Origin of the sequence: Zavarzinella sp., from assembly GCA_041399155.1 — a bacterium.
GTDB lineage: Bacteria > Planctomycetota > Planctomycetia > Gemmatales > Gemmataceae > JAWKTI01.
The window spans coordinates 115548-140657 of sequence record JAWKTI010000002.1 but is presented as its reverse complement, the minus strand read 5'-3'; the positions used below and the strand labels follow the sequence as shown (position 1 = coordinate 140657).

The following is a 25110-nucleotide window of genomic DNA, read 5'->3' as shown; positions in this document are numbered from 1 at the left end:
TCGCAGACTCGATCGGCTGAGGAGGTTTGTGTGGGGATCGCTAAAAAGGGCACCCGTCGAATTTGTGTAGACCAGGTGCCATACCGCTGGATCGCGAGGGAGTTGTCACCCGGTCTCCGCATCGTCGTTCAGGCGGCTGATCAGCCGGGGGCGGTACTTGTCCTCAGCACCGACCAGAACATCGCGGCAACCCATATCCACCCGTCCGAGGTCGCAGCGGCCATCCAAAAAGCGCGGTCAGTTGGATGGGAACCACACCACTCGGGGCCACCGTTCGAGGTCACGGTGTCGTTGTAGCTACACGATGTATTTGCTTATCGCTTGCGCAAGGTGTCTAGGATGTCGTTGCCACTTTGCGCGGGAGTGACGGTTGTTGATGCATCCGTCAACACTTTGATGTTTTTGGGACAGCTGGACTGTTCTCTACCGATCAGTTATTGTGCCGGAAAGCGTGAATTGGAAAACAATGCTTGATTTGTGGGCAATTTGGAAATAATGTGGTGTGCTCTGAACGAGGACGACGGGACTCGAACCCGCAACCACCGGATCGACAGTCCGGTACTCTAACCAATTGAGCTACGTCCCCTTAGAAAATCAATGATATTTAATGGAGCGTTTCTGGCAATAAGTGGTTCGCAAGAATTTTCCAACCGCGGGGTGATTTTGCCAAAAATCGCTATTACACCTGATATTCTAATATCGCCAATTCGGAATATTGCGATTTATTCGCTGGATTTCGGCTTCATCTCCGGTTCCCACGTTGCTACCCCGCCTTTTCGGAGTGCCTCGTTTGCCAGGTGGGCTGCGTTGGCCGAGTGAACCCCACCTGAAATGGGTGCTGTGGGCTGTTTTCGCGAACGTATACAATCCACCCAGTTCTGAATGTGCAGCAGTTCCCCATCTGGTTCGTTGTAAAAATCGGCCCCACGTGGGCCTTTGCCGATGATCTTTTCGCTGGGCTCAATCTTGCGATTTCGCTCTGGCGTCAGAATATAGCCCCCACGATCGATATACAGGGTGGCATCTCGCCCCATGAACTCAATACGTGCACCATGACGTGCGTTCGAAAAAGTGCCTTCAAAGTGCATCTGCAACTGGTTGGGGTATTGCAGGATCGTCTGCACGGTGTCCGGCGTTTCCCATACGCCCTTGCTGGCGACATGCTCGCCCAGACTGACTGCCTTCACGGGCGATTCCACATTCAGAATCCAGTGGGCGACATCCACCCAGTGCACCATCAAATCGGTAAAGATACCCCCACCAAAATCCCAGAACCAGCGCCAGTTCCGCATCCGGTAGTCATCAAACTTCTGGTCGGGTGCGTTGCCCAGAAACGCTTTCCAGTTCACCTGTTCCAGTTTCGCCAGATCTTTAAACCGGCGAATTCGATCGGTGTTGCGGTTCCAGCTCATGGTTACTTTCAACACCTCGCCAATTTTGCCCGCTTCCACCAGCTGTTTCGCTTCCTGAATGTGGGGCATGCTGCGTTGCTGGGTGCCCACCTGCACGATCTGTGGGTGGGCCTTCAACGTGTCCAGAATCGCTTTTCCTTCCGCAAGACTGTGGGTCAGTGGCTTTTCCACATACACATCTTTGCCCGCCTTCAGTGCGGCAATCGTCATCGGAACGTGCCAGTGATCCGGCGAACCAATCACCACCGCATCGACATTTTTGCTGGCCAGCAATTCATTGAAATCGTCGTAAACCACAGCATTTGGAGCCAGTTTTTTTGCTTCGTTGCGGGCAACTTCCCAAACGTCGCACAGTGCGGTAATCTGCACGCCTTTGACCTGATTGACCGATTGCATTAACCGGCGACACCGCCCACCCGTGCCAATACAGCCGATCTGAATGGTATCGCTGGCACCGAACGAGGTCTGTGTGGCAACGATGCTGCCGACAGCCGCACCACTGGAAAGAAGAAAATGTCTGCGAGAGGTTTCCATGTTGGTTGATTCCTTACCTGAAAGTGGCTTGATTGTACCCCACGTGGGGGCAGAATCCTACGAGAAAAACAACATGGTAACTGAATGCCGAATTGTTTGCAATATTGCAATATTATTACATTTTCAAAGATTCATTTTCTTCCAGCACCTGGGTCAGCAGTGGGGGCTGGGTGGAAAACTTCTGCAGATATTCCCCTGCAGTGGTTCGCAGGCGGATTTCGACCTTCGATGCATGGTGCAAGGCAATATCGCTGAATTTGTGGTCCAGGAACGGATTTTTGAACCGTTCAATCGTTTGGCGGGCAAATTCTTTACCCAAATCAACTCGGTCGCCTAAACAGGGCACAATTTCGCCGAACAACAGATTTTCCAGCCACTGCCCCAGTTCCGGATCGTTAACGGCATCTCGCACAATTTTAAACCCACGTGGGACAGCACGGATCAGCAGTGCCGTGTGGGCTGCATTCAAAATACGCACCTTGCGAAGAAAATAAGGCTCGACGCGGTCAGTTCTGGTAATGGCCGGGTGCGAAATAAACGGCCCCGCCTTGGGGTGGTTTTCCAGCGCCCAGAACGCAAATGGTTCCGCCACGGTGACCATTTGGTCGGTGGCCAGCAATGGATGATCTTTCGGCGTACCGGACACAATCCGGTCGACCAATGTGTTCAACCAGGGGGTTTCATCACCTACCCAGGTCAGGAATGGTGCTGGCAGGCCCCACTTGGTTGCCAGTTCGAGCACAATTCCTTTCAAAATCCGTGCGTTGCCTTCGATCAGTTCGCACGGAATGACGGTAACGGGTGGCAAACCGGCCTGAAATCGCTGGTAAAGCACGTGCAGCAGTTTGGCCGGAAAAGAGGCCGGTGGTGCACTTTCCAGGGAATCGTTGGGGTCCAGTGTATACCCCGCTTCCGTGGTATTGGAAAGAATGTACGCCAGATCGCTGGACTGTGCAATTTTCAGGACTTCGCCCCACTGATCGCTGGCAACAATGGCCCTGCTGATGCTGGCCACTTCATCGATGCGGTCAATAATCTGGCCATTTTCCAGCCCACGGGTAATCACGTGGTACTTCCCACCCTGATCGTTCAGGATTTTCGCCCGATCATCACCGGTTGACTGCACGACAGCAATTTTGCCGATCGCCTGGCCTTCTTCGCGGGCCTGGTGCACAAAGAAATCGGCGATGGCACGAAAAAATCGCCCCGCACCGAACTGCAAAATCGACTCTGTCGCAAGCATACGTTTCCCACCCAATGGAATAGCACATTCCCACAATATGTGGTGGGCAGGCTGCTTTCTGGTCCCACCCCCACGCTAGAAAAATATACTGTCATCATACGTATTCACTTCGATTGGGTAGGGAAGAAGATGCCTCGCACATTAGTGGTCATTATTCTGCTGGGAATCACGCAATTGCTCTCTGCTGCAGACACCTTGAAGGTGGGGCTGGCGGAAGTGGATGTCACCCCCACCATCAGCGATCAGACACCAGTTTATGTGGCTGGTTTTGGCATGAATCGGCGGGCCAACAAAGTGCACGATCCGATCATGGCGCGAGCGATTGTACTGGATGATGGCACCAGCAAAATAGCGTTGGTTTCTGTCGATGTGGTGGGCCTGTTTCACGAATTTGTGCTGGATGTCCGCAAGCAGTTGAAAGGTTATACGTACGTTGGAGTTTCTGCCACCCACAATCATGAAGGGCCGGATACGCTGGGTTTGTGGGGCAGCAGTCCTTTCAAATCGGGCGTTGACCCCGCATATATGAGAATTCTTAATGAGAAAATAGTGAAAGTGATTCAGCAGGCGGAAGCGAATCTGCAACCCGCACGTTGCCAGATTGGCAAAAAGGCCGCACCGGAACTGTTGACGGATAACCGCGAGCCATACATCAAGCACGATGATCTGTATGTGCTGCAATTTCTGGGCAAAACAGACAAACCAATCGGCTTGATGGTGCAATGGAACTGCCACCCGGAAACGATGGCGTCCAAAAACACCGAACTCACCGCAGATTACGTGGGCTATACCGTTACCGCCTTGCAGAAAAAATATGGCTGTCCGGTGGTGTACTTCACCGGCACCGTGGGGGGACTGCTGACTTCATTAGACGTGCCGATCAAAAATAAGCAGGGTGTTGAACTAAAAGATGGCACGTGGGAGAAAACCGAACTGTTTGGGCTGGCGGTGGCAGATGTGGCGATGAAAGCAGTGGAAAGTGCCGAACCTGTCACATTGACTCCCCTATTGGCCAGAAGCAAGAAAGTGCTGGTGCCCGTAGAGAACGAACTTTACAAGTTGGGCTGGCGTGTCGGGGTACTGAAACGCCAGATGTTTGTCTGGAAGAAAACCACTTCCATTGAAAATGCCGAGATTTCGAAAAACCTGACCAACCCTGCCGCAGTGAAAACAGAAGTGGGCTACTTGAAACTGGGCGATGTGGAAATTGCGGTGATTCCTGGTGAAATCTATCCGGAACTGGTGCTGGGCAAGGTGCAGGACCCTGCAGACGCCAATGCCGATTTTCCCACCGCACCGATCGAACCGAGTATCTTCGGGCAATTGAAAAGTAAACATCGTTTATTAATTGGGCTGGGCAATGATGAAATCGGCTATCTGATCCCCAAATGCCAGTGGGATAAAGCAGCACCGTATTGTTACAACCGCAAAAAAGACCAGTATGGCGAAGAAAACAGTGTGGGACCAGATGCAGCAGGCATTATTGCCCAGACTTTTGCCGACCTGGTTCAGGGAAAATAATCACCGTCGTTCGCCTACATTCCCGCGAAGGCGGGAATCCAGGGCGAAAGACTTGAAGTAACACCAGTAATCCGATGACCACCTGAATACCGTCATTCCCGCGAACGCGGGAATCCATTTTGCTCTCCCTTCCTTGCGAAGTTTGCTTCATCGTCCACCAAGTTACCACGTTTTTTCTGAAGATTGCACGTCAAGCCGCCATGTCGCAAAGAAAACACTTCGAAAAAAACGAGCGCCAGTGTGAGCAGCTGGAATTTGTTTTGAACGCCACCTTTCGAAAAAACCCTATAAAAACAATTTGATTTCTTTGGATCAGATTTTTCTGAAAAGTAGCCAATGACTGTACCCAGCGACCCTTCTCGCATGTTGCTCGGCGATCACGATCTTTATCTGTTCAATGAAGGCACGCACTATCGGCTGTTTCAAAAACTGGGTGCCCACCCAATGACCCAGAATGGCGTGGTGGGGACGCACTTTGCTGTTTGGGCCCCCGGTGCGGAGCGGGTCAGTGTGCTTGGCGATTTTAATTTCTGGAATACGAATAGTCACCCACTGAAACCGGTGGGGTCATCTGGGATCTGGGCTGGTTTCCTGCCCGAAATTACCGTGGGAACGCTGTACAAGTACTACATCAAATCCCACACAAATGGTTATGAGGTCCAGAAAGCGGACCCATTTGCATTTTCCAGCGAATTGCCACCGAAAACTGCCTCCGTGGTGGCAGACCTGACTTACGAATGGCAGGACCAGTCCTGGATGCGTAACCGTGGGCAGAATAACGACTTAAAAGCGCCGATGAGCATTTACGAGCTGCACCTGGGTTCGTGGCAGCGGGATGCAGACGGCAATTTTCTGAACTATCGCCAGATGGCAGAAAAACTGGTGGAGCATATCCAGCGAACGGGCTTCACCCACGTGGAATTGATGCCCATTACGGAGCACCCCTTTTACGGTTCGTGGGGTTATCAGACAACGGGCTTTTTTGCTGCGACCAGCCGCTACGGCACCCCCACCGATCTGAAATTTTTCATCGATTACCTGCACCAGCACGGAATTGGCGTGATTCTGGACTGGGTGCCAAGCCATTTTCCGAATGATGAACATGGCATCGCATTTTTTGATGGCACCCACCTCTATGAACACGCTGACCCCCGGCAGGGATATCATCCCGATTGGGGCAGCGTAATTTTCAATTACGGCCGCCACGAAGTGCGTTCCTTCCTGCTCTCCAGTGCCATTTTCTGGCTCGAAGAATACCACTTCGATGGTCTGCGGGTGGATGCGGTGGCATCGATGCTCTACCTGGATTACTCCCGCAAGTCGGGCGAGTGGATCCCCAACGTCTACGGTGGGAACGAAAATCTGGAAGCGATCAGTTTCTTAAGAACTTTTAATGAAGTGGTCTACCGCGAATTTCCGGACGTTCAAACCATTGCCGAAGAATCGACAGCCTGGTCGCAGGTTTCCCGCCCCACCTCGACAGGTGGGCTGGGTTTCGGCCTGAAATGGGACATGGGCTGGATGCACGATACGCTGAAATATCTCGCCCGCGATCCAATTCACCGCACGTTCCACCAGAATGAATTGTCTTTCCGCACGATTTATGCCTTCAGCGAAAATTTTGTTCTGCCACTGTCCCACGATGAGGTGGTGCATGGCAAACACTCCCTGTTGAGCAAAATGCCTGGCGACGACTGGCAGAAATTCGCCAATCTGCGAGCCTTATACGGCTATATGTATGGTCAGCCGGGCAAAAAACTGCTCTTCATGGGTGCCGAGTGGGGTCAATGGGATGAGTGGAAACACGATGAAAGCCTGCCATGGCACCAACGGAATTACCCGCCCCACGCGGGGGTGGAACGCTGGATCACTGATTTGAATGCGATGTATCGCAAGGAACCAGCGATGCACCAGCGGGACTGCCACAATGGTGGCTTCGAGTGGATTGACGCAAGTGACGCTGGCTCTAGCGTTTACAGCTTTATGCGGCTGGGTGACGATGGCCGCATTATTGTGGTGGTGTGCAATTTCACCCCAATTGTGCGAACTAATTACCGCGTGGGAGTGCCTTACGGCGGTTTCTGGCAGGAAATTCTGAACAGCGATGCCACAGTTTACTGGGGCAGCGGCCAGGGGAATTCGGGTGGCATGACCGCACAGTCGATTAGCTGGAATGGCCGCCCGTACTCCTTAAATCTAACCCTCCCCCCACTAAGCGTGGTCTTTTTCAAGGGAAATTAGGATATTTTGATCGATTACCATAACCGCAGTTCGGTTTATCTTTTGAACTGGATGAGTGCATTTTATCTATGCATGTGTTGCTTACCGTGACGAAATTAACTAACATCAAAATCGAATAACGCAGAGTAGTATGATGACCAGAAAGTTTTTGCCGTTCGTGTTTCTGTCACCAGCAATTCTCTTGATCACCAGTGCACAAGCCGAAGACATATCAGATAAGCTGTTGGTTAAGAGAATTGGGGAAGCTATTGTTGAAGGGCATTCTCCGGATAAAGTGGAAGTAAAAGTCGGTGTCTATGCCAGAATTAATACGAACAGTGAAGCAGACGCATCAAAGTTTAGTTTGTTAGTAGGGTTGATAATGGTTGATGGCTATGGTCCATTTGATTCCCCATTGGTTGCAGCCAAAACAGTCGTTTACTGGAATAACCAAACAAGCAATCACAGGAAAGACATAATTGTTGGGATATACTGGACAGAGCATACAACCGTGTTTTTTTCGGGATATCTCGTAATTCCATAACATATTTTACAGATCCAGCTATACAGTGTAGCTTTCGAGTAATTTGATCGGTGATTAACGCATGTTCAGTTTGGGCTCTGAAGGATCCAATTGCTTTCCAATGTGTTACTCAGTTTCAGCACGCACCTGCTGCCAGGTCATGCGTTTTTCTTCATAGGAAATTGACGCATTTGCGGGACTGGTGGATGGTAAACGCACCAGGCGAATCCCAGTAAGCTGTTCGGGCAGGTGCGGCAGAACATTGCGAAGATACATCTTTTCGGCCATCGCACCATTAAAAAAGATCACTTCAATACCGGAGTGGACAGTCAAAAAGGTGCCGAAATCGTTCGGGACGATCGAAGATTCATCGATATCAGCATCCAGGCTACTGCTTCTGGTGCAACTCTTCAGAACATCCCACAAGGCAATGCGGCATTGCAGCAACCCCTGGCACCGCGTTTCATACGAATCGGCTTTGATATCGAGAATCGAACAGATCAGTGGCCAAAATATATTCCGTGGGTGGGCGTAATACTGGTTCGCTGCCAGCGAAGCCTTGCCTGGCATTGATCCCAGAATCAGACGATTCGCTGATTCCTGTGCGATCGGTGGGAAACTATGGATGAACACACAAATCGTTGTCAGGCCCACGAAGTAGCAGACTTCATGGTGGGGATTTCGAAGCGATTGCTGCCTCAACCGCTGTTAGGCACCAAAAAATTTATTTTCACAAGTTCTTTATTGGTAATAACTTACGCAGGAAAAATGCGAATTTGAATCAATTTTATCCAGAATTTCAGGAATAAAACAGGCTCAAGTGTATTTTAGTATATAGTGGCATTATTGCCAGTTTTTGTACTGGTAGATTCGCAGTTTCGGGCTGCGAGGGAGTAAATATGAAAAATTTCACCTGAGGCTCTCCTCAAACGGTGCGTCTCCGGTATCGAAGACCCGCATTCTCATCAGATTCTCATTTCGTTACCACTTACCTGTGCTACCCAGGTTTTTTCCACCATTGGCAAGTCGCGTAAGCTGGGGAAAGAGTTCATTCCACTCGAAAAAAGGTGCGCGTTTTTTGCAGTCAACTCCAAAGAATGCAATGAAGTGCTGCCGACCACGATCCGATGAATTCGTGTGGGTCTTAACACCCATTTCGCCCTTGGGAACCGCTGGGAGACGCTCGATGATGACGATGGAAGCCTTACCCAACACCAATGAAGAGCTGGAAGTGCTGCGTCAGCAGTTATTGCAGGCACAACGGCTGAGTAGTGTGGGAGAAATTGCGTCCAGTGTGGCCCACGAATTTAACAACATCCTCACCACCATCATGAATTATGCCAAGCTGGGGATGAAGCAAACCAAGTCGGAAGCGGATCGCCTGCCGTACGACAAAATCATGCAGGCCAGCCAGCGTGCTGCCCACATCATCAGTGGGATGCTCGGGTTCGCCAGACAGCGTTCGCAGGAACGCACCCCCACCGATCTGGTGGATCTGGTAGAAAACCTGCTTACGTTAACGGCGAAAGATCTGCAGAAGCACCGTATTCGCGTCGAAAAACGCTACCACCATCGGCCGATTGCCCCAGTTATTGTGGGGCAAATTGAACAGATTATCATGAATCTGATTATTAATGCCCGGCAGGCAATGAATACTGGTGGGCAATTACGAATCGATATTCGCGAAAACCGTGCCGCTGGCATGGCAGAAATTCGCATTGCCGACAACGGCGTAGGCATTGCCCCGGAGCAACTTCGCAAGATTTTTGAACCGTTCTACACCACAAAAACGCCCGATTCGCAAGGCCACGGTGGGACCGGCCTGGGTTTAAGCGTCTGTAAGCAGATTATTGAGCAGCACCAGGGAAGGATGCGGGTAGAAAGCGTCGTGGGCAAAGGCAGCACCTTCACAGTCAAACTGCCCCTGGCACTGGAAGCACCGGAAGAGAAGGCAGACAATATTGTTGAATGATGGAAACGGCAAACAACCTGATTACAATCCTTGTGTTCTCACCGCATAAGCAGCAAAACTATCGAGGATCGCCTGCCAGCCGGTGCGTTGCAGTTCTTCTGAATTGGTAGTTTCGGCATCGAAGATTGTACAGACACGAGAGCCTGTATCAGTTGGTGTGAACGTTGTTAGCTAATCGGCCAATCACTTGGGCTGAGTACGAAGCTGGCCTAAGAATCGCAATGCAAGAGTGCAAGCCCATCCGCCAACGCAAATGGGAGGTTATGTACAAAAGAAACGTGAGTTCCTTATGCAGAATGGTTGGAAGTTCGACCCAGAAACCGGGTTCTGGAACCTGCCGAGGAAGTAGGTATGACACAAGCCAGAAGCGATTTACGTTTTCGTGTTGAGGCCCAGGACGCCCTGGCGTTCTTGGTCAAGGATCACGGCTTTTTCGCCATTACTGCTTCTGACCTTCAGGTTCGGTACGAGTCAAAGGCGGTTTATATCGAAATGCTGCACGGCCTTAACGATTGCGAAGTCTACATTAATTTTGGCCGTCTGGGTATGCAAGAAAGGTATTCTTTTACACTCTTTCTCAAGTTGGCCAATCCTGCCCTTGAGAAAAACCTCGGTGACAGGATGGTTAATACGCCGGAGACAGTCTCAGCAACCGTGAACGCAGTTGCCAAAGTTCTTCAGTCTGAGGGGCTAGGAATCATCAAAGGAGACGACGATCTTTTTGAACGGATGAAAGACGTCCGTTGGTGGCATTTTTGTCCCGAAGCTTTGGAATAGCGTTACTTATGCCACTTCTCCATGAACAGCAATTCACAGAATGCTAACCCGTTACTGTGACTTGCGATCCCAACGGCAACTTGTGCGTACAAGGCGATCGTCCAGTCGCAGCGTCAGCACGTGGGGTTCTTCCATTTCTTCGATTGTGGCGGCGAAATCGAAACCAAAAGAGCCATCGCGTGCTTCCATGCGGGCGACATGCCGTCCACCAACGCGTAAGTCAACTTCTGCCGAAGGACAGTGCCAATCGGGTGATGCCTGGTTCCATTGTGTAATCGCCTCGGGAGAGGTATAGGCACGCCATGCCACTGCGGCTGGTACGGGGACAACGATTTCGATTGTGATTGGTTTGCTTTGAGCCATGAATTCTCCTCTAAAGGTTGCAGTGGATTTGTTGTTAGCCTTTTCGAGCTGCTTCGATTGTCGCAACGTCGATTTTCTTCATCGTCATCATTGCAGCAAAGGCTCGCTTGGCTTCTTCCCCTCCGGCAGCTATCGCTTCGGTCAGCACTCGTGGGGTAATTTGCCAGTTGACACCCCAGCGATCTTTGCACCAGCCACATTCGCTTTCAGCACCACCATTGCTCACGATGGCGTTCCAATAGCGGTCTGTTTCTTCCTGCGTGTCGGTGGCGATTTGAAATGAGAATGCCTCGGTATGCGGGAAGATCGGTCCACCATTCAGTCCAATGCACGGGATGCCGCATACAGTGAACTCCACGACCAGAACATCACCCGCCTTGTTGCCAGGGTTATCCATAGGGGAGCGATGAATCGCACCCACTTTGCTATCAGGAAACGTGCTGGCATAGAAACGGGCCGCAGCTTCGGCTTCTTTGTCGTACCATAAGCAAATAATGTTCTTGGGAATTGTCATTTTCATTAAATCCTGTTAGTTATTTGGTTTCATATTCAACATCTAACTATCCGCAGCAAATGCCTTCGGTAAAAGCTGTTCCACATATCGCTTCAAATGGTTGACCGCATCAAGCACGGTTTGCCGCTGATCGAACGCCTTGGCCAGAACGAAGCCACCTTGCAAAACGACTTGCGTATAACGTGCCAAACTATCTGAATCCCAATCGGCATCAGGTGCATACAGAGCCTTGGCCGCCTCAATTGTCGGAACGAGCGTGGCAGCATGGCTCGCAACGCCAATACCACAAGCTGCCCGCAACGAAGGGTGGCTGGCAAAGGTTTCCTGCACGAGTGTTCCAAGCAGGCATGTGAACTCGGCCAGATCACCCTGAACTAACTCTGCCCGGAAGTCGAGGTAAGCCAGCAACCTCGCACGGGGATCTTCCACTTGCCAGTATGGTGCATTCTCGAAGAGAACCCCTGTAAAGTGGTTCCAGTATTCGATCGCGGCCAATGCCACGGCTTCCTTACTTTCGAAGTGGTGGAAAAAGGCACCCTTGGTCACTCCGCTGGCACGGCAGAGGTCATCCACTGTCGTTGCCGAGTAACCTTGTTGCCGGAACACCCCAAGTGCGGCATTCAGAATGCGTACTCTGGTATCGTCACCACGTTTTGCTGCCATCACAATAACATACCAACTAGTTGGTATTTTTCAAGCTTGGCAAAATGAAACTTGTGACAATTGATAGAAAAAACTATCTCAATCAAACATTCGTGCAATCATTGAAAATGTTCCACGTGGAACACCGATATCCATACAAGTATCAGAGCATGTTGTACGGGTCCACATCAATCTGGTATTCCACGGTCGACGTGGGACGCACTACCGCAGTGACTTCGGTCAGTAATTCGTGCAGCACGGATGCACTGCGGGACTGCAGTTGAAAGTGGAAGCGAAAATAATCGTTCAGACGATACACCGGTGCCTCCATCGGCCCCAGAATCCGCACCCCCGCAGGTGGAGTGGGGCGTTCCTTCATCCGTCTGATCGCATTTTCAAACGCACCCGCCAGTTGTTCTGCAGTTTCGCGGGCACTTTCTTCTTTTTTGCTTCGAATAATCAGCCGCACCAATCGCTGAAAAGGTGGGTAGCTGTGCTGCTGCCGTTCTGCAATTTCGTGGGCCACAAATTTCAGATAATCGTGGTGGGCCGCACAGGCGATACTGGGATGTTCCGGCGTGTAGGTCTGGATCAGCACCTGACCAGGCCGGTCTCCACGTCCCGCCCGACCTGCTACCTGAGCCAGCAACTGGAAGGTGCGTTCACCTGCACGGAAATCGGGCATGTGCAGGCTGGCATCGGCATTGATCACCCCCACCAGGGTCACGTTGGGGAAATCGAGCCCTTTGGCGATCATTTGCGTGCCCAGCAGAATGTGGGTTTCGTGCTTGCGAAAACTTTCCAGCGTCTGCTGGTGGGCACCGGGCCGGTGCATCGTATCGCTGTCCATGCGGGCTACGGGATGGTTGGGAAACAGTTCTTCCACTTCCAACTGCAATTTTTCGGTGCCCAGCCCCTGAAAAAGCATGGCGGTCTGGCCGCAGGCATTGCACTGTTTTTCTGGCACCTCTTCGTGGCCACAGAAGTGGCACATCACCAGATTTCGACAACGGTGGAAGGTTAAGGTCAGGTCACAGTGGGGGCAGCCCGCTACGTAGCCGCACGACGGGCAGTGAATATAGGTGGCAAAACCACGTCGATTGAGCAGTAATATCACCTGACCCTGCCCACGCAGGGTGTGCTGCATTTCCGTTTCAAGGGTGGGGGAAATTGCCCGAAAAAAACCTTTGCGGCGAGGTTCGTATCGCATATCGATCAGACGCACGGGTGGCATGGCCCGCTCTGCCACGCGGTTGGGCAGCGATAGCCGCACGTACTGACCCCGTTCCGAGTTGGCCCAGCTTTCGAGAGATGGTGTGGCCGACCCCATGATAATGGGAATGTTTTCCAGTCTGGCCCGCATCACCGCAACATCCCGCCCATGATAACGTGGAGTGCTTTCCTGCTTAAACGTCGATTCGTGCTCTTCATCAATGACAATCAGGCCCAGATTTTTGGTGGGGGCAAAAATGGCACTGCGTGCCCCAACCACCACCTGAACCTGACCGTTGGCAATTTTCCGCCAGTAGTTGCCACGTTCCCGATCGGTCAGGTTGCTGTGCATTACGGCAATCGACCCACACCGCCCACGGAAGCGTTCGATCGTCTGTGGTGTAAGTGAAATCTCCGGCACCAGCACAATGACTTCTTTGCCCTGCCGCAGCACTTCTTCAATCGCCTGCAGATACACTTCCGTTTTACCAGACCCAGTGACACCATGCAGTAGAAGCGGCTGAAAATCGTTCTGTTGGATGGCACGTTGAATTGCCTGCCAGACTCGTTCCTGGTCGGGATTCAACACCAGGGGTGCGGCCGTGGGCTGATGGGTTGGCTCTTCATCCACATTTTCCACCCGTTCGGTGAACTTATGGATCAGGCCCTTTGCCAGCAGCGATTGAATGACTGCGGGCCCCACTTTAGCGTTCTGGCAGCAATCTTTGATGGAGATTCCGTCTGGCGAATCGAGAATCAACTCCCAGGTGGCCTGCTGCTTGGTGGTTAGTTTGGGCAGTGGCTGGGGGCGTTCTGCTTCTGGCATTGCCTGCACAAACGCTGCGGTGCGGGTGCCGGAATAATCCCGCACTCCTGCGGGAAGGACTGCCTGTAGCACCGTTCCCCAACTGCACACGTAATAGTCTGCCATCCAGCGGGTCAGACGCAACAACCGGTCGGTGAGCAGTGCTTCATCATCGATGACACGCTGCACCGCTTTGGTTCCCATGGCAGGTGGTTTGTTGTGAATTCCCACAATATAGCCCACGGTGGTGCGATCCCCACGTCCGAACGGGATTTCTACCCGTTTCCCCACTGCCAGGTGGGGCTGGATTTCGGCTGGAACAGAATAACAGAATGGGTGATCGAGTGGACGATCCAGCACCACATCCACAAATGTGGTGGTGCTGGCAGGTTCTGTCGGTTCGTCAGTGTGAAATAACTCCATCACAGTTATTATGAACAGGTGGTGAAGAATGTCCGAACGATACCCACCAAAATGGCGGATAGATGACGCGTCAACTATTGACCGATCATCGAAAAGTCGTTCGATTTTGTAACCTGTGCGTCCTCGCCCATGTTGGCAACTCACGTGCGAGACGCACGTGTTACGAAGAAGCTTATCGTAGCATGGGCGTCCTCGCCCATGTTGGTAACTCACGTGCGAGACGCACGTGTTACAAGAAGCTTATCGTAGCATGGGCATTTTCACCCATACAATCAGGTTTTGAGATTACCCCACCTGGAATCAGATGGGAAGGTCGGTTGAAAAAAATGGTGGGCTGGGCAGAAAAATCTACTTCCGATCAGCATATCAGCCGTTAGCGGCTTGGTTTGCTAATTGTTGATTGGCTGCCTTCCCTTCGCCGAACAGCAGCAACAGTGGGCTGGCGATGTAGATCGAAGAGTATGTACCCACAACGATCCCGACCACCATCACAAAGGCAAACAGGTGAACACCATCCCCACCGAAGGCGTAGAGCACAAACACCACTAGGAAGGTTGTGAATGCAGCCAGAACCGTACGGGAAAGAGTCTGATTCACGCTGTCATTGATCATCTGCTCGGTGAGTGCAGGATTTTTACCCCGCACTTCCTTGATCCGGTCGAACACCACAATCGTATCGTTCACCGAGTACCCAACCAGGGTCAGCAAGGCTGCCACGGTGGGCAGGTCGATCTTGAAGTCCTGCAGGCCCAGCACCTGACCAATCATCGTATCGTGCACGTAATGGCAGATCGCGATTGCACCCAGTGCAAAGCAAAGGTCATGGATCAGACAGATCACGGCTGCCGCACCGAATGTCCAGTTACCAAAACGGAACCAGAGGTACAGCAGAATTGCAATCCAGCTGGCCAGAATAGCATACAACGCTCGCGAACGGGTTTCGCTGGCAAGGGTACCGTCGAACGTTTCCAGACGTTCTGGAAGTGGCTTGCTGGTAATTTCCTTGCTGACTGCCTCAAAAACATTCTTTAAGCCATTTTCCGCAGCAACCAGATTCGCAATCCCCTCGTTGGCATCTTTAATGATGTTGACTCGGGCAGAGGAATACTGGCCGTTGGTGCTGTTCGCTTCATCGACGACTACATCAAAAACATCGCTGGCGATGTAGTCAGTCAGTTCTTTCTGGAACTGGCGCTCTAACTGGGTAATGATGAAGCTCTTCGACACAGGGGTGCTGAATTCAAGTATCCAGCTATCCCCATCCTGTTTGACGGTACACTGGGTCTGGTTCAGCAGTGTTTTGCCTTCATCGTTCGTCATCAGGCGGGTAATTGCCGATTGAACAATCTCTGGTTCGCGTTCTGTGCTGCGTACTGTAAAGAACTTCGATTCAAAGGTAGAGGAATCTTTGGTAAAGATCTGCTCCACCGACCAGTCAGCCAGTACCGAAGCACGAGCTTTCACTGCTGCTTCCCGCTCTTCTTTGGTGTTCCCTTCGGGAGCGTTTGCCAGGGCAATGATGGTGCGCTGGCCATCGGTGTATTCAATTTCGTAAGCGTTCCGCAGCTTACCGCTCGGGTCAGTGGTTTCGCGAACTTCTTTAATTGCCAGTTTTTCCTGCTGGCGTTTTTCAGACAGACGATCCCGTAAGGTGCCGATGTCGACGGGTTCGCTCAACTGACCACCATAAGCGGTTCCCCCAACAAAGTCCACGTTTAAGCCGCGTTGACCACGGAACAGAAACAGGCTAAGTCCTACCAGGGTAAAGATCGCAGTGGCCATGAACATCTGTTTGCGAATCTTCATGAAGCCAATATTGGGTCGGCTGAACAGTTTCAGCATCGCCAATTGGGTTAACCATTTGCGATCCATCCAGAAATCGAAGAACAGTCGGGTCATGTACAGTGAGGTAAACAGGCTGATGACCAGACCCACCGTCAAACTGACCCCGAACCCTTTCAGTTGGTCGTTCCCCACAACGTAAAGCACGATTGCGGTAAAAATACTGGCAAGGTGGGTGTCAATAATCGTTGGGAACGCCCGATCATACCCGTTCCGGATGGCTGTTTGCAGTGTCATCCCGCGGTCGCGTTCTTCACGAACTCGTTCATAAATCAGCACGTTGGCATCGACTGCCATCCCCAACATCAGCACAATCCCTGCCAGGCCAGGCAGGGTAAAGCTGGCATCCACTCCCACCATAAATCCAATGGTCAGCAGTAAGTTGGCCAACAAAGCGATCGTGGCAACGACACCCGCAAAGCGGTAGTAGATCACCATAAATACCAGAACGGCAGCAAAAGCAATCCCCACGGCCCGTGTTCCACTGCGAATGGTATCAGCACCCAGGGTTGGTCCAATGGTGTTTTCGCTGACTGGCAGTGGTTTCAGGGAGGCGGGTAATGCACCAGACCGTAACAGCGTGACCATACGGTCCACTTCTTCCGTGGTAAAGCTACCACTGATCTGGCCCTGTTCACGAATCCCTTCATTAATAGTGGGTGATGAAATCAGGTAACCGTCCAGAATAATCCCTAACTCGCGAATGGTACCCGAACCAGATTTACTGGTGGGGGCATTGCGTGAGGTAATTTCAAAGAATCGATCCGCTCCGCGACTGTTAAACGCGAAATTCAGGATTGGATTGGCTGCTTGATCCAGCGAGCGGGTGGCAGTGATTGTGACATCGCCCCCCACCAGCAGGCGGTCTTTGGGAGAAACGCGAGTAAGGACAAAATAATCAACCACTTTCCGTTTGGTTGCTGCTTCTGCCGTATCGCCTGGTTTCTTGTTGTCCGGGCGTGCGAAAACTGTATCGCGGCTGTAATAAACCGATTCCGAAGTGCCTTTTTCGCTGTTCACGAACTTGCGGTGCAAGCGATTTGACAAGCGATCGGCTTTGAATGTTGCTCGTTGATCGCCTTGGCGACCGGTACCTGGGTAGACTTCACTTAACCCCATATCCATCCGAACGTGCTGGCCAAGTTCCACCCACTCGTAACGGACAGGTTCATTCAGCACCAGGTTGGCATTTTCGGGAGACCGCTGAGGCAGTGGTGGGGGCAATCCAGCCTTCGCACGATCCTTTAACAGATCAGCGTTGGCTTCATCTGCCAGAAATTCCTCAATTTCACGAATCGCTTCTGCATCGTCGGTGGTGTTTGCCAGAATGCGGAACTCCAGGCTACCCACTTCGCTGATGGTGCGTTTGATTTCATCAATCCGACCCGTGCTGAGAGCCTGCTTATCGCCCTTCCGCTGGACGGTACTCCCACCTGTAGGAAGGATGATTTCGATCCGCGTTTCACCCAATGGGCGAATGATGATCGCTTCTTTATCGAATGGGTCGATTCGGCGTTTCAACGCATCGGCCAATTTCGAGTCTGCTTTGGCGCGTTCGCCATCATCAGGCCCGCTTTGATTGATTTTGGATAATTCCTGATCCACTTCGTAGACCAGAATTGTTCCACCGGACAGATCGATCCCGCGTTTAAAACCGCTGAAGCCTTCCGGGTCTCGGATGTAAGCTCTGCCGACCAGAAAGGCCGCAATGATGGTCGGAATTAAACAAATGATCGTCCTGGAAAGAAAAGAACGTCGCATTGAACACCTGTAACATTCCGTCGGATATCCCTACCGACGAGCCATTCGAATAAATGTTTCCGCTAACTTACGCTTTGGTATCGCCCACCACGGTATCACCAGTTTTGACCTGGATGATTGAACTTTTGAGTACCCGCACCCGCGAGTTCGAAGATTCGTCTGTTTTAATGGTCACTTCGTCTTCATTTTCTTTAATGCTGACAACAGTGCCAATAATGCCCCCACGGGTAACCACGTGGTCACCACGCTTCATGTTGTTGAGCGTTTCCTGCAACTGTTTTCGCTGCTTCGAACCGGAACGGAAGAAGAAAATCATCATGATCCCAACAAACAATAGTGGGAGCAGAGGATTGCTTAACAGCCCAGGGGGGCCTGCCTTTGGAGCGCCTTCCGCAGGTGGTGCGGCAGCATCAGCAAACAGAAATAAGGAGAACAATAGGTGATATATCATCTTTCTCGTCGCAATTTAGCAAATGCCTAGTCTAGGATGCATCAGACCATCGGGCAAGGCATTCCCGATAGAACTTGTCAAACACTTGCCCTTCAATGGCGGTGCGGCACTGTTCCATCAGCCGCAGGTAGTATCGGATGTTGTGAATCGACAGCAACGTGGGGCCAAGCATCTCATCTGCCTGAAATAAATGGTGCAAATACCCCCGGCTGTAATGTTCACAAGTGTAACAATCGCAATCGGACTCGATTGGGCGGGGATCTCGCCGGTGGCAGGCGTTCTTCATCCGAATCGGCCCATCTGCGGTAAATCCACTGGCATTTCGCCCATTGCGGGTGGGCATCACGCAGTCGAACATGTCAATTCCTGCCGCAACTCCTTCCAATAAATCCTGCGGCCTGCCCACACCCATCAGATAACGTGGCTTTTCTGTGGGCAGCAGATCGGCACATGCTGGGAGCACCCGGTGCATCTCTTCCGGTGCTTCACCCACACTGAAACCCCCCAGGGCATAGCCGGGAAAATCCATTTCAATCAGTGGCTCGGCACATGCACGCCGCCAGTCCACGTTGGTGGCACCCTGAACAATTGCAAATACTTGCTGGGCAGGATGTTGCGGATAATTCCGGCATCGTTCTGCCCATCGCACCGTGCGAGCCATCGCCTCCCGAATGACTGCTTCCGTCCCATCTGCAGGTGGGCATTCATCCAGCACCATGGCGATATCGGAACCCAGGTTCTGCTGAATGTGCATCGCACGTTCCGGAGTGAGATCCAGGATAGTTCCGTCGATATGTGACTGAAATTGTACACCTTTGTCGCTGATATTGCGGATTTTTGCCAGGCTAAATACCTGAAAACCACCAGAATCAGTCAGAATTGGCCATTGCCAGTTCATGAATTGGTGCAGTCCACCCAGTTCGGCGATTAATTCATCCCCTGGTCGCAACGCCAGGTGGTAGGTATTTCCAAGAATAATCTGGGCGTGGCACGCACGCACCATATCGGTGGTGAGGCCCTTCACAGTGCCCTGGGTGCCCACGGGCATGAAGATGGGGGTTTCTACCGTACCATGTGCCAGCGAAATCCGCCCACGACGAGCCCGGCCTTCTGCCTGAAGCAGTTCAAATATTTTGGTCATGAAGAACATTACATGTAAGTGATCTGCATTTTACAAGTTCCGCCCCACGTGCAATATGTGCCCCACGGTTTGTGATTTATAGGTGGAAATTAGGACAAAAATGAAAGCAAAATGAGAAATGTACTTGATTGAAATGCCATTCTTGCAGATGTCTAAATGAAAAAGATTTAATCTTCCAGATAGATCTTCGGCTGGACTTTGATCCACAGAGTATCGACGTGCCGTTTGGCTTCCCGTTCGTAGACCTGCTGCTTGAGTTTCCCACGGATTTCCGTTTGAACCTTTTTGTCGTAGGGACGCACACCTTTATATGCCCGTTCGGAAACATGAATAATGTGTACTCCCACGTCGCTGGGCACAATCCGCCATTCGTTGGGCTTCATGCTCAACACCGTCGGTTCTAATTCACTGGGGAAGATTTTTCCAGGCTCTTCACCGTTACCAATCCCTTCATTTACGGCCGTAAACTGTTTCAGCAACTCTTCTTTGCTGGTGCCTTTCTGGGCATTGTTCACAAAATGCTGTGCGTACAGATTCGCCTGGGTGGGAATCTCGAAAGACCGGCTCAACACCGTGTAATGCTCCCACTTCACTTTATCTTCCGACTGAAATTCATCGGGATGTTTGTAGTAGTAGTCGCGTATATCTGCCAGACTGACGGTTTCCATGTAATCGTTCAGGTGCAGTTTCTCTTTCATGTAGATCTGCATCACCACAGTGCGTTCCAACTGGCGGCGAATACCTTCCATGCTCATCCCCTGCGATGCCATCATTTCACGCAGTTGGTCATCGCTGGTCAGCCCACGGTCGCGTTTGAAGCCTTCCAGTTGGGCATCTGCTTCTTTCGTTCCGGCTTCCTGCAGTTTTGTCAGCAGGTGGGCCTGCTTGCGGGAAGACAGAAAAGCCTTCATATCATCCAGAATCAATTCCCGTTCGATAATTCGCCGTAGTTCTTCGCGGTAAATTTCTTTTTCTTTTTTGGCACGCTCCGAACCGGTCAAGCGGACAAATTCACCCAGCCGCTGGAAGACCATTTCACGAACTTCGTTATGGTAGATGGCAGATTCGCCCACCATTGCCACAATTTTGATCTGTGGGGTACCAATTCGAACGTCTTCTTTCGGCTGAGTGCTGGTTGTGCCCGTTGAAGCTGCAGAAGCTGCGACTGGTATCACATTGTTCTGCGTCGGATTCTGAACTGGCGTCACATCGGGCAGTTTCAACCCACCTGGAAAGTCAGCGGGTTTTGCAGGTCGCGTTTCAATCATTGGCGGGGGCGTATCGCCACCAATGGTAGAAATACCTGGTTGTCCCAGACGTACCGAGGGTAATGTGTCCGGCATTTGAGCACGACCAACGACCTGCGTTTTCTCGCGAGCACGTTGTTCCAGAATCTGCCCGCATTCGTCAAGTAACGCCTGCTGCTCTTCGTTGCTCAGTCGATTTAATCCGTTTCTCGGTCCGGCACAGCCAACCCACATCAATGCGGATAACGACATGAGCCAAATGACTTTATTCCGGAAGGCCATCATGTCCTCCCCAGACTTCTGGTGATGTTCCGTGGCGGGTAATACCGTTCCTGCTGCAAGTGTGCAATAGGAAAACGGCCGCACCAAATCTGTCAGCAGATCGGTACGCACCCACAACTATTCCTTTTACATCGGATAAAGCGGGCAATCTGAATGAGCAATATTTTCGTTCCAGTCGATATTTTCTGCCAGACCCACCCAAGTGGACGCAAAAATGAGTGATACATCATGAGTTTTCGTTCATCATTTGAGCGTTGTCACAGTGAAATTCTTTCCCACCTGCTAACATGAGTGAATTAAAGTCGTGAATACCCTATTAAGTTGATAGGCATAGTAAACTTTTCTATCCTGGGTGATAACTGTCTCGATCAAACCATCTATTGTGAACATAAATACATTAAAATTGTGGTATGCCGTCCGTTTAATTAGTACAACCGGAAAAATTTTCCTGGATTGTTTGTTAATTTGAATAATTTACGCAAATTGGGCTTTTGAAAGAACTTAGGTCGTTTAGCATAAATAGGAGTGTTGTAAAAATTGCAATATTTTTGTGTTTTTGGCACGAAATGGGGATGATTCTTCTCGTTGAAGTGTCTTACCTGTTGAATGAAATTGCGAGGATAGCATGCACAGTAAGAAGGTACCGTTTCGACCCCGCCCAATTACGGGAGAACTTGTGGTCAGAAATGGCCCCAAGGTGGGGGCACGCAAAACACTGTTGTTGCCGTGCACCCGGATCGGTACCGCGGAGACATGCGATCTGCGTATTCTTGACGACGATGTGCGGCAGCACCATTGTGTCATTTCTGTGACTCCTGACGGCCCACTGCTTGATTCTCTGGGTGGCACCACGCTGGTGAATGGCGATCCGGTGAACCGCAGAATCCTGCTTTCTGGCGATTTTCTAACGATTGGTCAAATCATCCTGGAAGTATTCTGGTATCATCATCCAGCACCGGAACCGGAGCACCAATACTACCAGACACCTGGCAAAAAAAATGTGGGCAACTTTGGCAATAACAGCCACTCGCCCCGCTTAAGAGTCGCTTCTTAGATTTTTCTCATTTTCTTTGCAAATTGCCAATTTTCACTTTTACATCTCGGAAAATTACACCAATCCATGCAATCTAATTGGCCGCTCTTTCTCATCAAAACTTAACATTTGCAATTCCTGTGGCATTTTTTACACTACAATAGTCCAGTACGCTGGTGGGGAATTTCATGGCTGAATTACAGGCGGTTCGCAAAGAATGGCTGCTGATGCCACACGATCGCGAAGCGATTGACCGTCTGGCACGTGCCAGTGAACTGCCTCCGTTGGTGGCTCAGTTATTGCTCAATCGGAACGTGGAAAATGTCCCACAGGCCAAGCGATTTCTCAGTGCACCGTTCAGCGGTTTGTATTTGCCGGATCAACTGCCCGGCGTGGTGGCTGCAGTCGATCTGATCATGGCCGCCATCAATCGTCGGGCAAAAATCTGTGTTTACGGCGATTACGATGTCGATGGTATCACGGGCACCTCCATTCTCTACACCACCCTGCGGCACATGGGTGCGGATGTGCAATATTATCTGCCAAAACGCCTTGAAGAGGGTTATGGCGTCAATGTGCAGGCGTTACGTACGCTGGCAGCCAGTGGCGTGCAGTTGGTGATCACCGTGGATTGCGGCATTGCCAGTCTGGAAGAAGCCCGCGAAGCCCGCAAGCTGGGGCTTGAGCTGATTGTCACCGATCACCACACAATGAAGGCAGAATTGCCCGAAGCTGCGGTGTGCGTGCACCCTCGGCTGCCTAACACCAGCTATCCTTTCGGCGAATTGTCCGGTGCCGGTGTGGCCTTCAAGCTGTCGTGGGCGTTGGCGGTGCGGCACTGCGGCAGTGAAAAAGTAACCCCCGCCTTCCGTGAAGTGCTCCTCAATTCCGTCGGGCTCGCCACCCTGGGATTGATTGCCGATGTTGTGCCCATGGAAGACGAAAACCGCATCATCGTGCGTGCGGGAATGAAGCACCTGCGACAGTCCCCTTCGCTAGGAATGAAAGCGTTGATGGAAGCTGCTAAGTTGCTTTCAGATAAGCCTTTACGTTCCAGCGACGTAGGTTTCCGCCTGGCACCTCGGATGAATGCGGCTGGTCGGTTGGGTTGTGCCGCCATGGTGGTGGAAATGCTCACCACGAACAGTGCGGACAAGGCCAAAGAAATTGCCGAATACCTGGAAAGCCAGAACTCCGAACGGCAGTCAATCGAACGAAAGATGTTTCAGCAGGCCAAAGAACTGCTGGCAGAACAACCACTGGATACGATGCCGGCTGCGGTGCTGGCCCACCCGGAATGGCACCCAGGCGTGGTGGGCATTCTGGCCAGCCGCATCGTCGATTTTCTGGGCAGGCCGGCAATCATGTTCGCCCAGGTGCCAGATAAAGAGGTAATTACCGGTTCGGGCAGATCAATCACCGGCTTCAAGCTGAATGAGGCTTTGCAGGCGTGCGACCACCTTCTGGAAGGTTATGGTGGGCACCCTATGGCCGTGGGGGCGAAAATCAGGCCGGAAAACCTTGCCCGCTTTCGGGAAATGTTTCAGAATTACGCACGGGCGAACTTCCCCAATGCGATGCCTCGCCCACCTCGCTTGAATATTGATGCAGAAGTACCTCTGAATGTATGGAGTTATCGGCTGTTGGATCAGTTGGATCTGCTCGAACCTTATGGCCCGGGAAATCCGGAACCGAAGTTCCTGACGGGCGACCTGCAGGTGGTGGGCAGCCCACGTCGCGTGGGAGGTGGGGAACGCACGCTTTCGTTCAGCGTAAAACAAGGCAATACCAGAATGCGTGCTGTCGGCTTCAACATGGGTGAACGCCTGGAAGAACTGATGTCTGAAGAGGGACGCTGTTGCCTGGTTTACAAACCAGTCATCAATGAGTGGAACGATCAAACGAGCATCCAACTGCAAGTGGTCGATTTCCAGGCCGGCCCCACCGCAACGCTGGCGTAAGCTGTTTCGTTTTATTCGAGCATTACCTACTTAAAGGGAAACATGGTAGACGAAAACTGGCTTGATGCGGCTATCATCATATGTCCGAAGTGTGATGCTCGTCTTTTCCGCGTTATTCACTCGCCATTCTGCGATGATTACCGTCTTTATTGCGACCAATGTCCTCGGGCTGTTGAAATCAGTTACTATGATCCAAACTTTTCCACCTTGATGAACTCGCTCGGTCAGGACCCTGAGCGGCAGGACATCATGGCTGCCATGGAACCTTTACTCAAGCCATGTTTGTGCGGTGGCCATTTTCACGATCAAGCGCCCAGGCACTGCTTTGACTGCGGTATGATGATCATCGAAGCTGCAAACTATGATCTTTCCCCGTATATCGGCTGTGAAGACACCACGCGAGAACCAACTGCCGAAGAGCAGGCGAAATACGATTCATTCGAGCGAACCTTCATTGGTCGCGACGATCTTTGGATATAAACTTTGAGCAGCGAACTATCTCATCGGATCAAGCGGAATGCACAGGTGAGATTCAAGTAAAAGCAATCAAAGGTGCACATTCAAACGAATTTCGTTCTGCTAAGGATCACAATATGTGGAGTGTTCAGAAGCAAGAATTATCTCATCACAGGGGGTTCCATTTCACTGTTGAACTCGACTTACGACCGGCAACCGTTGCCGATGTTCTGCAAGGCTGGCAAGTTGATGTGGGTTTCAGATCACTCTTCAGCGCGTGGCTGGCAGATTCCCCATACAACGCGTTCCGCTGGGAGACGCCAGCAATAACAGTTCAAACTCTGATGCAACCGTTCGAATTCGTCCTTCTTGATAACCCCAGCCTGGCTCGGCAACCTGATTTGACGGCCTTCCGCGAACACTTCTCTGATGGTGAAGCGGATATCGTTGTGTTCCCCAATCTGGGTAGGAATGCAATTCTTGTGGTGCCTTGCCCGGTTGCTGAAGAGTTCTGTTATGGTCATCTGGCTGCGTTCGTTCGGAAAGCTCCCAAGGATCAGCAAGATGCTCTTTGGCGGGTGATTGCGAATGCAATGCTCCAGCGTATCAATGAAGTGCCTGTGTGGCTGAGCACCGCTGGAGCAGGGGTTTCGTGGCTGCATGTGCGGCTGGATGACCAACCAAAGTATTACGGGTATGCCCCATACCGACAAGCACCCGGAAACGGTGTTGCAGACGACTAAAGGACAATACGATTCTAATATTTCTCTCATTT

Annotated in this window: 20 protein-coding genes and 1 tRNA gene; 9 read left to right on the top strand and 12 right to left on the bottom strand. The window is 51.5% G+C overall.

What is annotated here, in order from left to right:
- Nucleotides 1–512: 512 nt before the first annotated feature.
- The 3 genes from R3B84_10660 to R3B84_10650 all read right to left on the bottom strand — a co-directional run bounded on the left by R3B84_10660 (nt 513) and on the right by R3B84_10650 (nt 3189).
- Nucleotides 513–586 (bottom strand) — tRNA-Asp (locus tag R3B84_10660).
- Between the two features lie 136 nt (nt 587–722).
- A complete protein-coding gene (locus R3B84_10655) occupies nt 723–1946 on the bottom strand; it encodes a Gfo/Idh/MocA family oxidoreductase (GenBank protein MEZ6141021.1) in 1224 nt (407 codons plus the stop codon).
- Between the two features lie 115 nt (nt 1947–2061).
- Complete coding sequence (locus R3B84_10650) at nt 2062–3189, bottom strand: altronate dehydrogenase (GenBank protein MEZ6141020.1); 1128 nt, start codon at nt 3187–3189, stop codon at nt 2062–2064.
- A gap of 129 nt (nt 3190–3318) precedes the next feature.
- Here R3B84_10650 and R3B84_10645 point away from each other — a divergent pair, with 129 nt between their 5' ends.
- The 3 genes from R3B84_10645 to R3B84_10635 all read left to right on the top strand — a co-directional run bounded on the left by R3B84_10645 (nt 3319) and on the right by R3B84_10635 (nt 7474).
- Nucleotides 3319–4710, top strand: a complete 1392-nt coding sequence (locus R3B84_10645) for a neutral/alkaline non-lysosomal ceramidase N-terminal domain-containing protein (protein MEZ6141019.1) — start codon at nt 3319–3321, stop codon at nt 4708–4710.
- A gap of 336 nt (nt 4711–5046) precedes the next feature.
- Nucleotides 5047–6951 (top strand): 1,4-alpha-glucan branching protein GlgB, encoded by a 1905-nt coding sequence (gene glgB / locus R3B84_10640; protein ID MEZ6141018.1) that lies wholly within the window; start codon nt 5047–5049, stop codon nt 6949–6951.
- Nucleotides 6952–7081: 130 nt separating this feature from the next.
- Nucleotides 7082–7474 carry a hypothetical protein gene (locus R3B84_10635; protein MEZ6141017.1) on the top strand — a complete coding sequence of 131 codons (393 nt, stop codon included), beginning with the start codon at nt 7082–7084 and terminating at the stop codon, nt 7472–7474.
- A gap of 105 nt (nt 7475–7579) precedes the next feature.
- On the opposite strand, the gene R3B84_10630 is transcribed toward R3B84_10635, so the two are convergent.
- A complete protein-coding gene (locus R3B84_10630) occupies nt 7580–8155 on the bottom strand; it encodes a DNA-deoxyinosine glycosylase (protein ID MEZ6141016.1) in 576 nt (191 codons plus the stop codon).
- 484 nt (nt 8156–8639) lie between these two features.
- Between R3B84_10630 and R3B84_10625 the strand changes: the two genes are divergently transcribed.
- Together R3B84_10625 and R3B84_10620 are read left to right on the top strand one after the other, a co-directional pair.
- The gene (locus R3B84_10625) at nt 8640–9425 is read left to right on the top strand and encodes an ATP-binding protein (protein MEZ6141015.1); all 786 of its coding nucleotides are present in this window, start codon (nt 8640–8642) and stop codon (nt 9423–9425) included.
- Between the two features lie 351 nt (nt 9426–9776).
- Nucleotides 9777–10202: a hypothetical protein gene (locus tag R3B84_10620; protein ID MEZ6141014.1), complete on the top strand. Its 426-nt coding sequence runs from the start codon at nt 9777–9779 to the stop codon at nt 10200–10202.
- Nucleotides 10203–10253: 51 nt separating this feature from the next.
- On the opposite strand, the gene R3B84_10615 is transcribed toward R3B84_10620, so the two are convergent.
- The 8 genes from R3B84_10615 to R3B84_10580 form a co-directional block, all read right to left on the bottom strand.
- Nucleotides 10254–10565 (bottom strand): SRPBCC domain-containing protein, encoded by a 312-nt coding sequence (locus R3B84_10615; GenBank protein ID MEZ6141013.1) that lies wholly within the window; start codon nt 10563–10565, stop codon nt 10254–10256.
- Nucleotides 10566–10599: 34 nt separating this feature from the next.
- A complete protein-coding gene (locus R3B84_10610) occupies nt 10600–11079 on the bottom strand; it encodes a VOC family protein (protein MEZ6141012.1) in 480 nt (159 codons plus the stop codon).
- 42 nt (nt 11080–11121) lie between these two features.
- On the bottom strand, nt 11122–11742 hold the full coding sequence (locus R3B84_10605; protein MEZ6141011.1) for a TetR/AcrR family transcriptional regulator: 621 nt from the start codon (nt 11740–11742) through the stop codon (nt 11122–11124).
- A 142-nt stretch (nt 11743–11884) separates the two neighbouring features.
- A complete protein-coding gene (gene priA / locus R3B84_10600; protein MEZ6141010.1) occupies nt 11885–14161 on the bottom strand; it encodes a primosomal protein N' in 2277 nt (758 codons plus the stop codon).
- Between the two features lie 366 nt (nt 14162–14527).
- The gene (secD, locus tag R3B84_10595) at nt 14528–17764 is read right to left on the bottom strand and encodes a protein translocase subunit SecD (protein MEZ6141009.1); all 3237 of its coding nucleotides are present in this window, start codon (nt 17762–17764) and stop codon (nt 14528–14530) included.
- Between the two features lie 67 nt (nt 17765–17831).
- Nucleotides 17832–18215 (bottom strand): preprotein translocase subunit YajC, encoded by a 384-nt coding sequence (yajC, locus tag R3B84_10590; protein MEZ6141008.1) that lies wholly within the window; start codon nt 18213–18215, stop codon nt 17832–17834.
- A 31-nt stretch (nt 18216–18246) separates the two neighbouring features.
- Nucleotides 18247–19356: a tRNA guanosine(34) transglycosylase Tgt gene (tgt, locus tag R3B84_10585; GenBank protein ID MEZ6141007.1), complete on the bottom strand. Its 1110-nt coding sequence runs from the start codon at nt 19354–19356 to the stop codon at nt 18247–18249.
- A 167-nt stretch (nt 19357–19523) separates the two neighbouring features.
- On the bottom strand, nt 19524–20996 hold the full coding sequence (locus tag R3B84_10580; GenBank protein MEZ6141006.1) for a peptidylprolyl isomerase: 1473 nt from the start codon (nt 20994–20996) through the stop codon (nt 19524–19526).
- 514 nt (nt 20997–21510) lie between these two features.
- On the opposite strand from R3B84_10580, the gene R3B84_10575 reads away from it, so the two are divergent.
- The 4 genes from R3B84_10575 (at nt 21511) to R3B84_10560 (ending at nt 25078) form a co-directional block, all read left to right on the top strand.
- A complete protein-coding gene (locus R3B84_10575) occupies nt 21511–21939 on the top strand; it encodes an FHA domain-containing protein (protein MEZ6141005.1) in 429 nt (142 codons plus the stop codon).
- Nucleotides 21940–22106: 167 nt separating this feature from the next.
- A complete protein-coding gene (gene recJ, locus R3B84_10570) occupies nt 22107–23879 on the top strand; it encodes a single-stranded-DNA-specific exonuclease RecJ (protein ID MEZ6141004.1) in 1773 nt (590 codons plus the stop codon).
- 42 nt (nt 23880–23921) lie between these two features.
- Entirely contained in the window at nt 23922–24359 is a 438-nt protein-coding gene (locus R3B84_10565; GenBank protein MEZ6141003.1) for a hypothetical protein, read from the top strand.
- A 320-nt stretch (nt 24360–24679) separates the two neighbouring features.
- Complete coding sequence (locus R3B84_10560) at nt 24680–25078, top strand: hypothetical protein (protein ID MEZ6141002.1); 399 nt, start codon at nt 24680–24682, stop codon at nt 25076–25078.
- The last annotated feature ends 32 nt before the right edge of the window (nt 25079–25110 follow it).

Coding starts and splice junctions, on each gene's coding strand:
- secD (MEZ6141009.1), bottom strand. CDS start 17,764: ATGCGACGTTCTTTTCTTTCCAGGACGATCATTTGTTTAATTCCGACC.
- R3B84_10565 (MEZ6141003.1), top strand. CDS start 23,922: ATGGTAGACGAAAACTGGCTTGATGCGGCTATCATCATATGTCCGAAG.
- R3B84_10560 (MEZ6141002.1), top strand. CDS start 24,680: ATGCAACCGTTCGAATTCGTCCTTCTTGATAACCCCAGCCTGGCTCGG.
- R3B84_10655 (MEZ6141021.1), bottom strand. CDS start 1,946: ATGGAAACCTCTCGCAGACATTTTCTTCTTTCCAGTGGTGCGGCTGTC.
- R3B84_10610 (MEZ6141012.1), bottom strand. CDS start 11,079: ATGACAATTCCCAAGAACATTATTTGCTTATGGTACGACAAAGAAGCC.
- glgB (MEZ6141018.1), top strand. CDS start 5,047: ATGACTGTACCCAGCGACCCTTCTCGCATGTTGCTCGGCGATCACGAT.
- R3B84_10575 (MEZ6141005.1), top strand. CDS start 21,511: ATGCACAGTAAGAAGGTACCGTTTCGACCCCGCCCAATTACGGGAGAA.
- R3B84_10620 (MEZ6141014.1), top strand. CDS start 9,777: ATGACACAAGCCAGAAGCGATTTACGTTTTCGTGTTGAGGCCCAGGAC.
- R3B84_10615 (MEZ6141013.1), bottom strand. CDS start 10,565: ATGGCTCAAAGCAAACCAATCACAATCGAAATCGTTGTCCCCGTACCA.
- R3B84_10635 (MEZ6141017.1), top strand. CDS start 7,082: ATGATGACCAGAAAGTTTTTGCCGTTCGTGTTTCTGTCACCAGCAATT.
- R3B84_10645 (MEZ6141019.1), top strand. CDS start 3,319: ATGCCTCGCACATTAGTGGTCATTATTCTGCTGGGAATCACGCAATTG.
- tgt (MEZ6141007.1), bottom strand. CDS start 19,356: ATGACCAAAATATTTGAACTGCTTCAGGCAGAAGGCCGGGCTCGTCGT.
- R3B84_10605 (MEZ6141011.1), bottom strand. CDS start 11,742: ATGGCAGCAAAACGTGGTGACGATACCAGAGTACGCATTCTGAATGCC.
- recJ (MEZ6141004.1), top strand. CDS start 22,107: ATGGCTGAATTACAGGCGGTTCGCAAAGAATGGCTGCTGATGCCACAC.
- yajC (MEZ6141008.1), bottom strand. CDS start 18,215: ATGATATATCACCTATTGTTCTCCTTATTTCTGTTTGCTGATGCTGCC.
- R3B84_10625 (MEZ6141015.1), top strand. CDS start 8,640: ATGATGACGATGGAAGCCTTACCCAACACCAATGAAGAGCTGGAAGTG.
- R3B84_10650 (MEZ6141020.1), bottom strand. CDS start 3,189: ATGCTTGCGACAGAGTCGATTTTGCAGTTCGGTGCGGGGCGATTTTTT.
- priA (MEZ6141010.1), bottom strand. CDS start 14,161: ATGGAGTTATTTCACACTGACGAACCGACAGAACCTGCCAGCACCACC.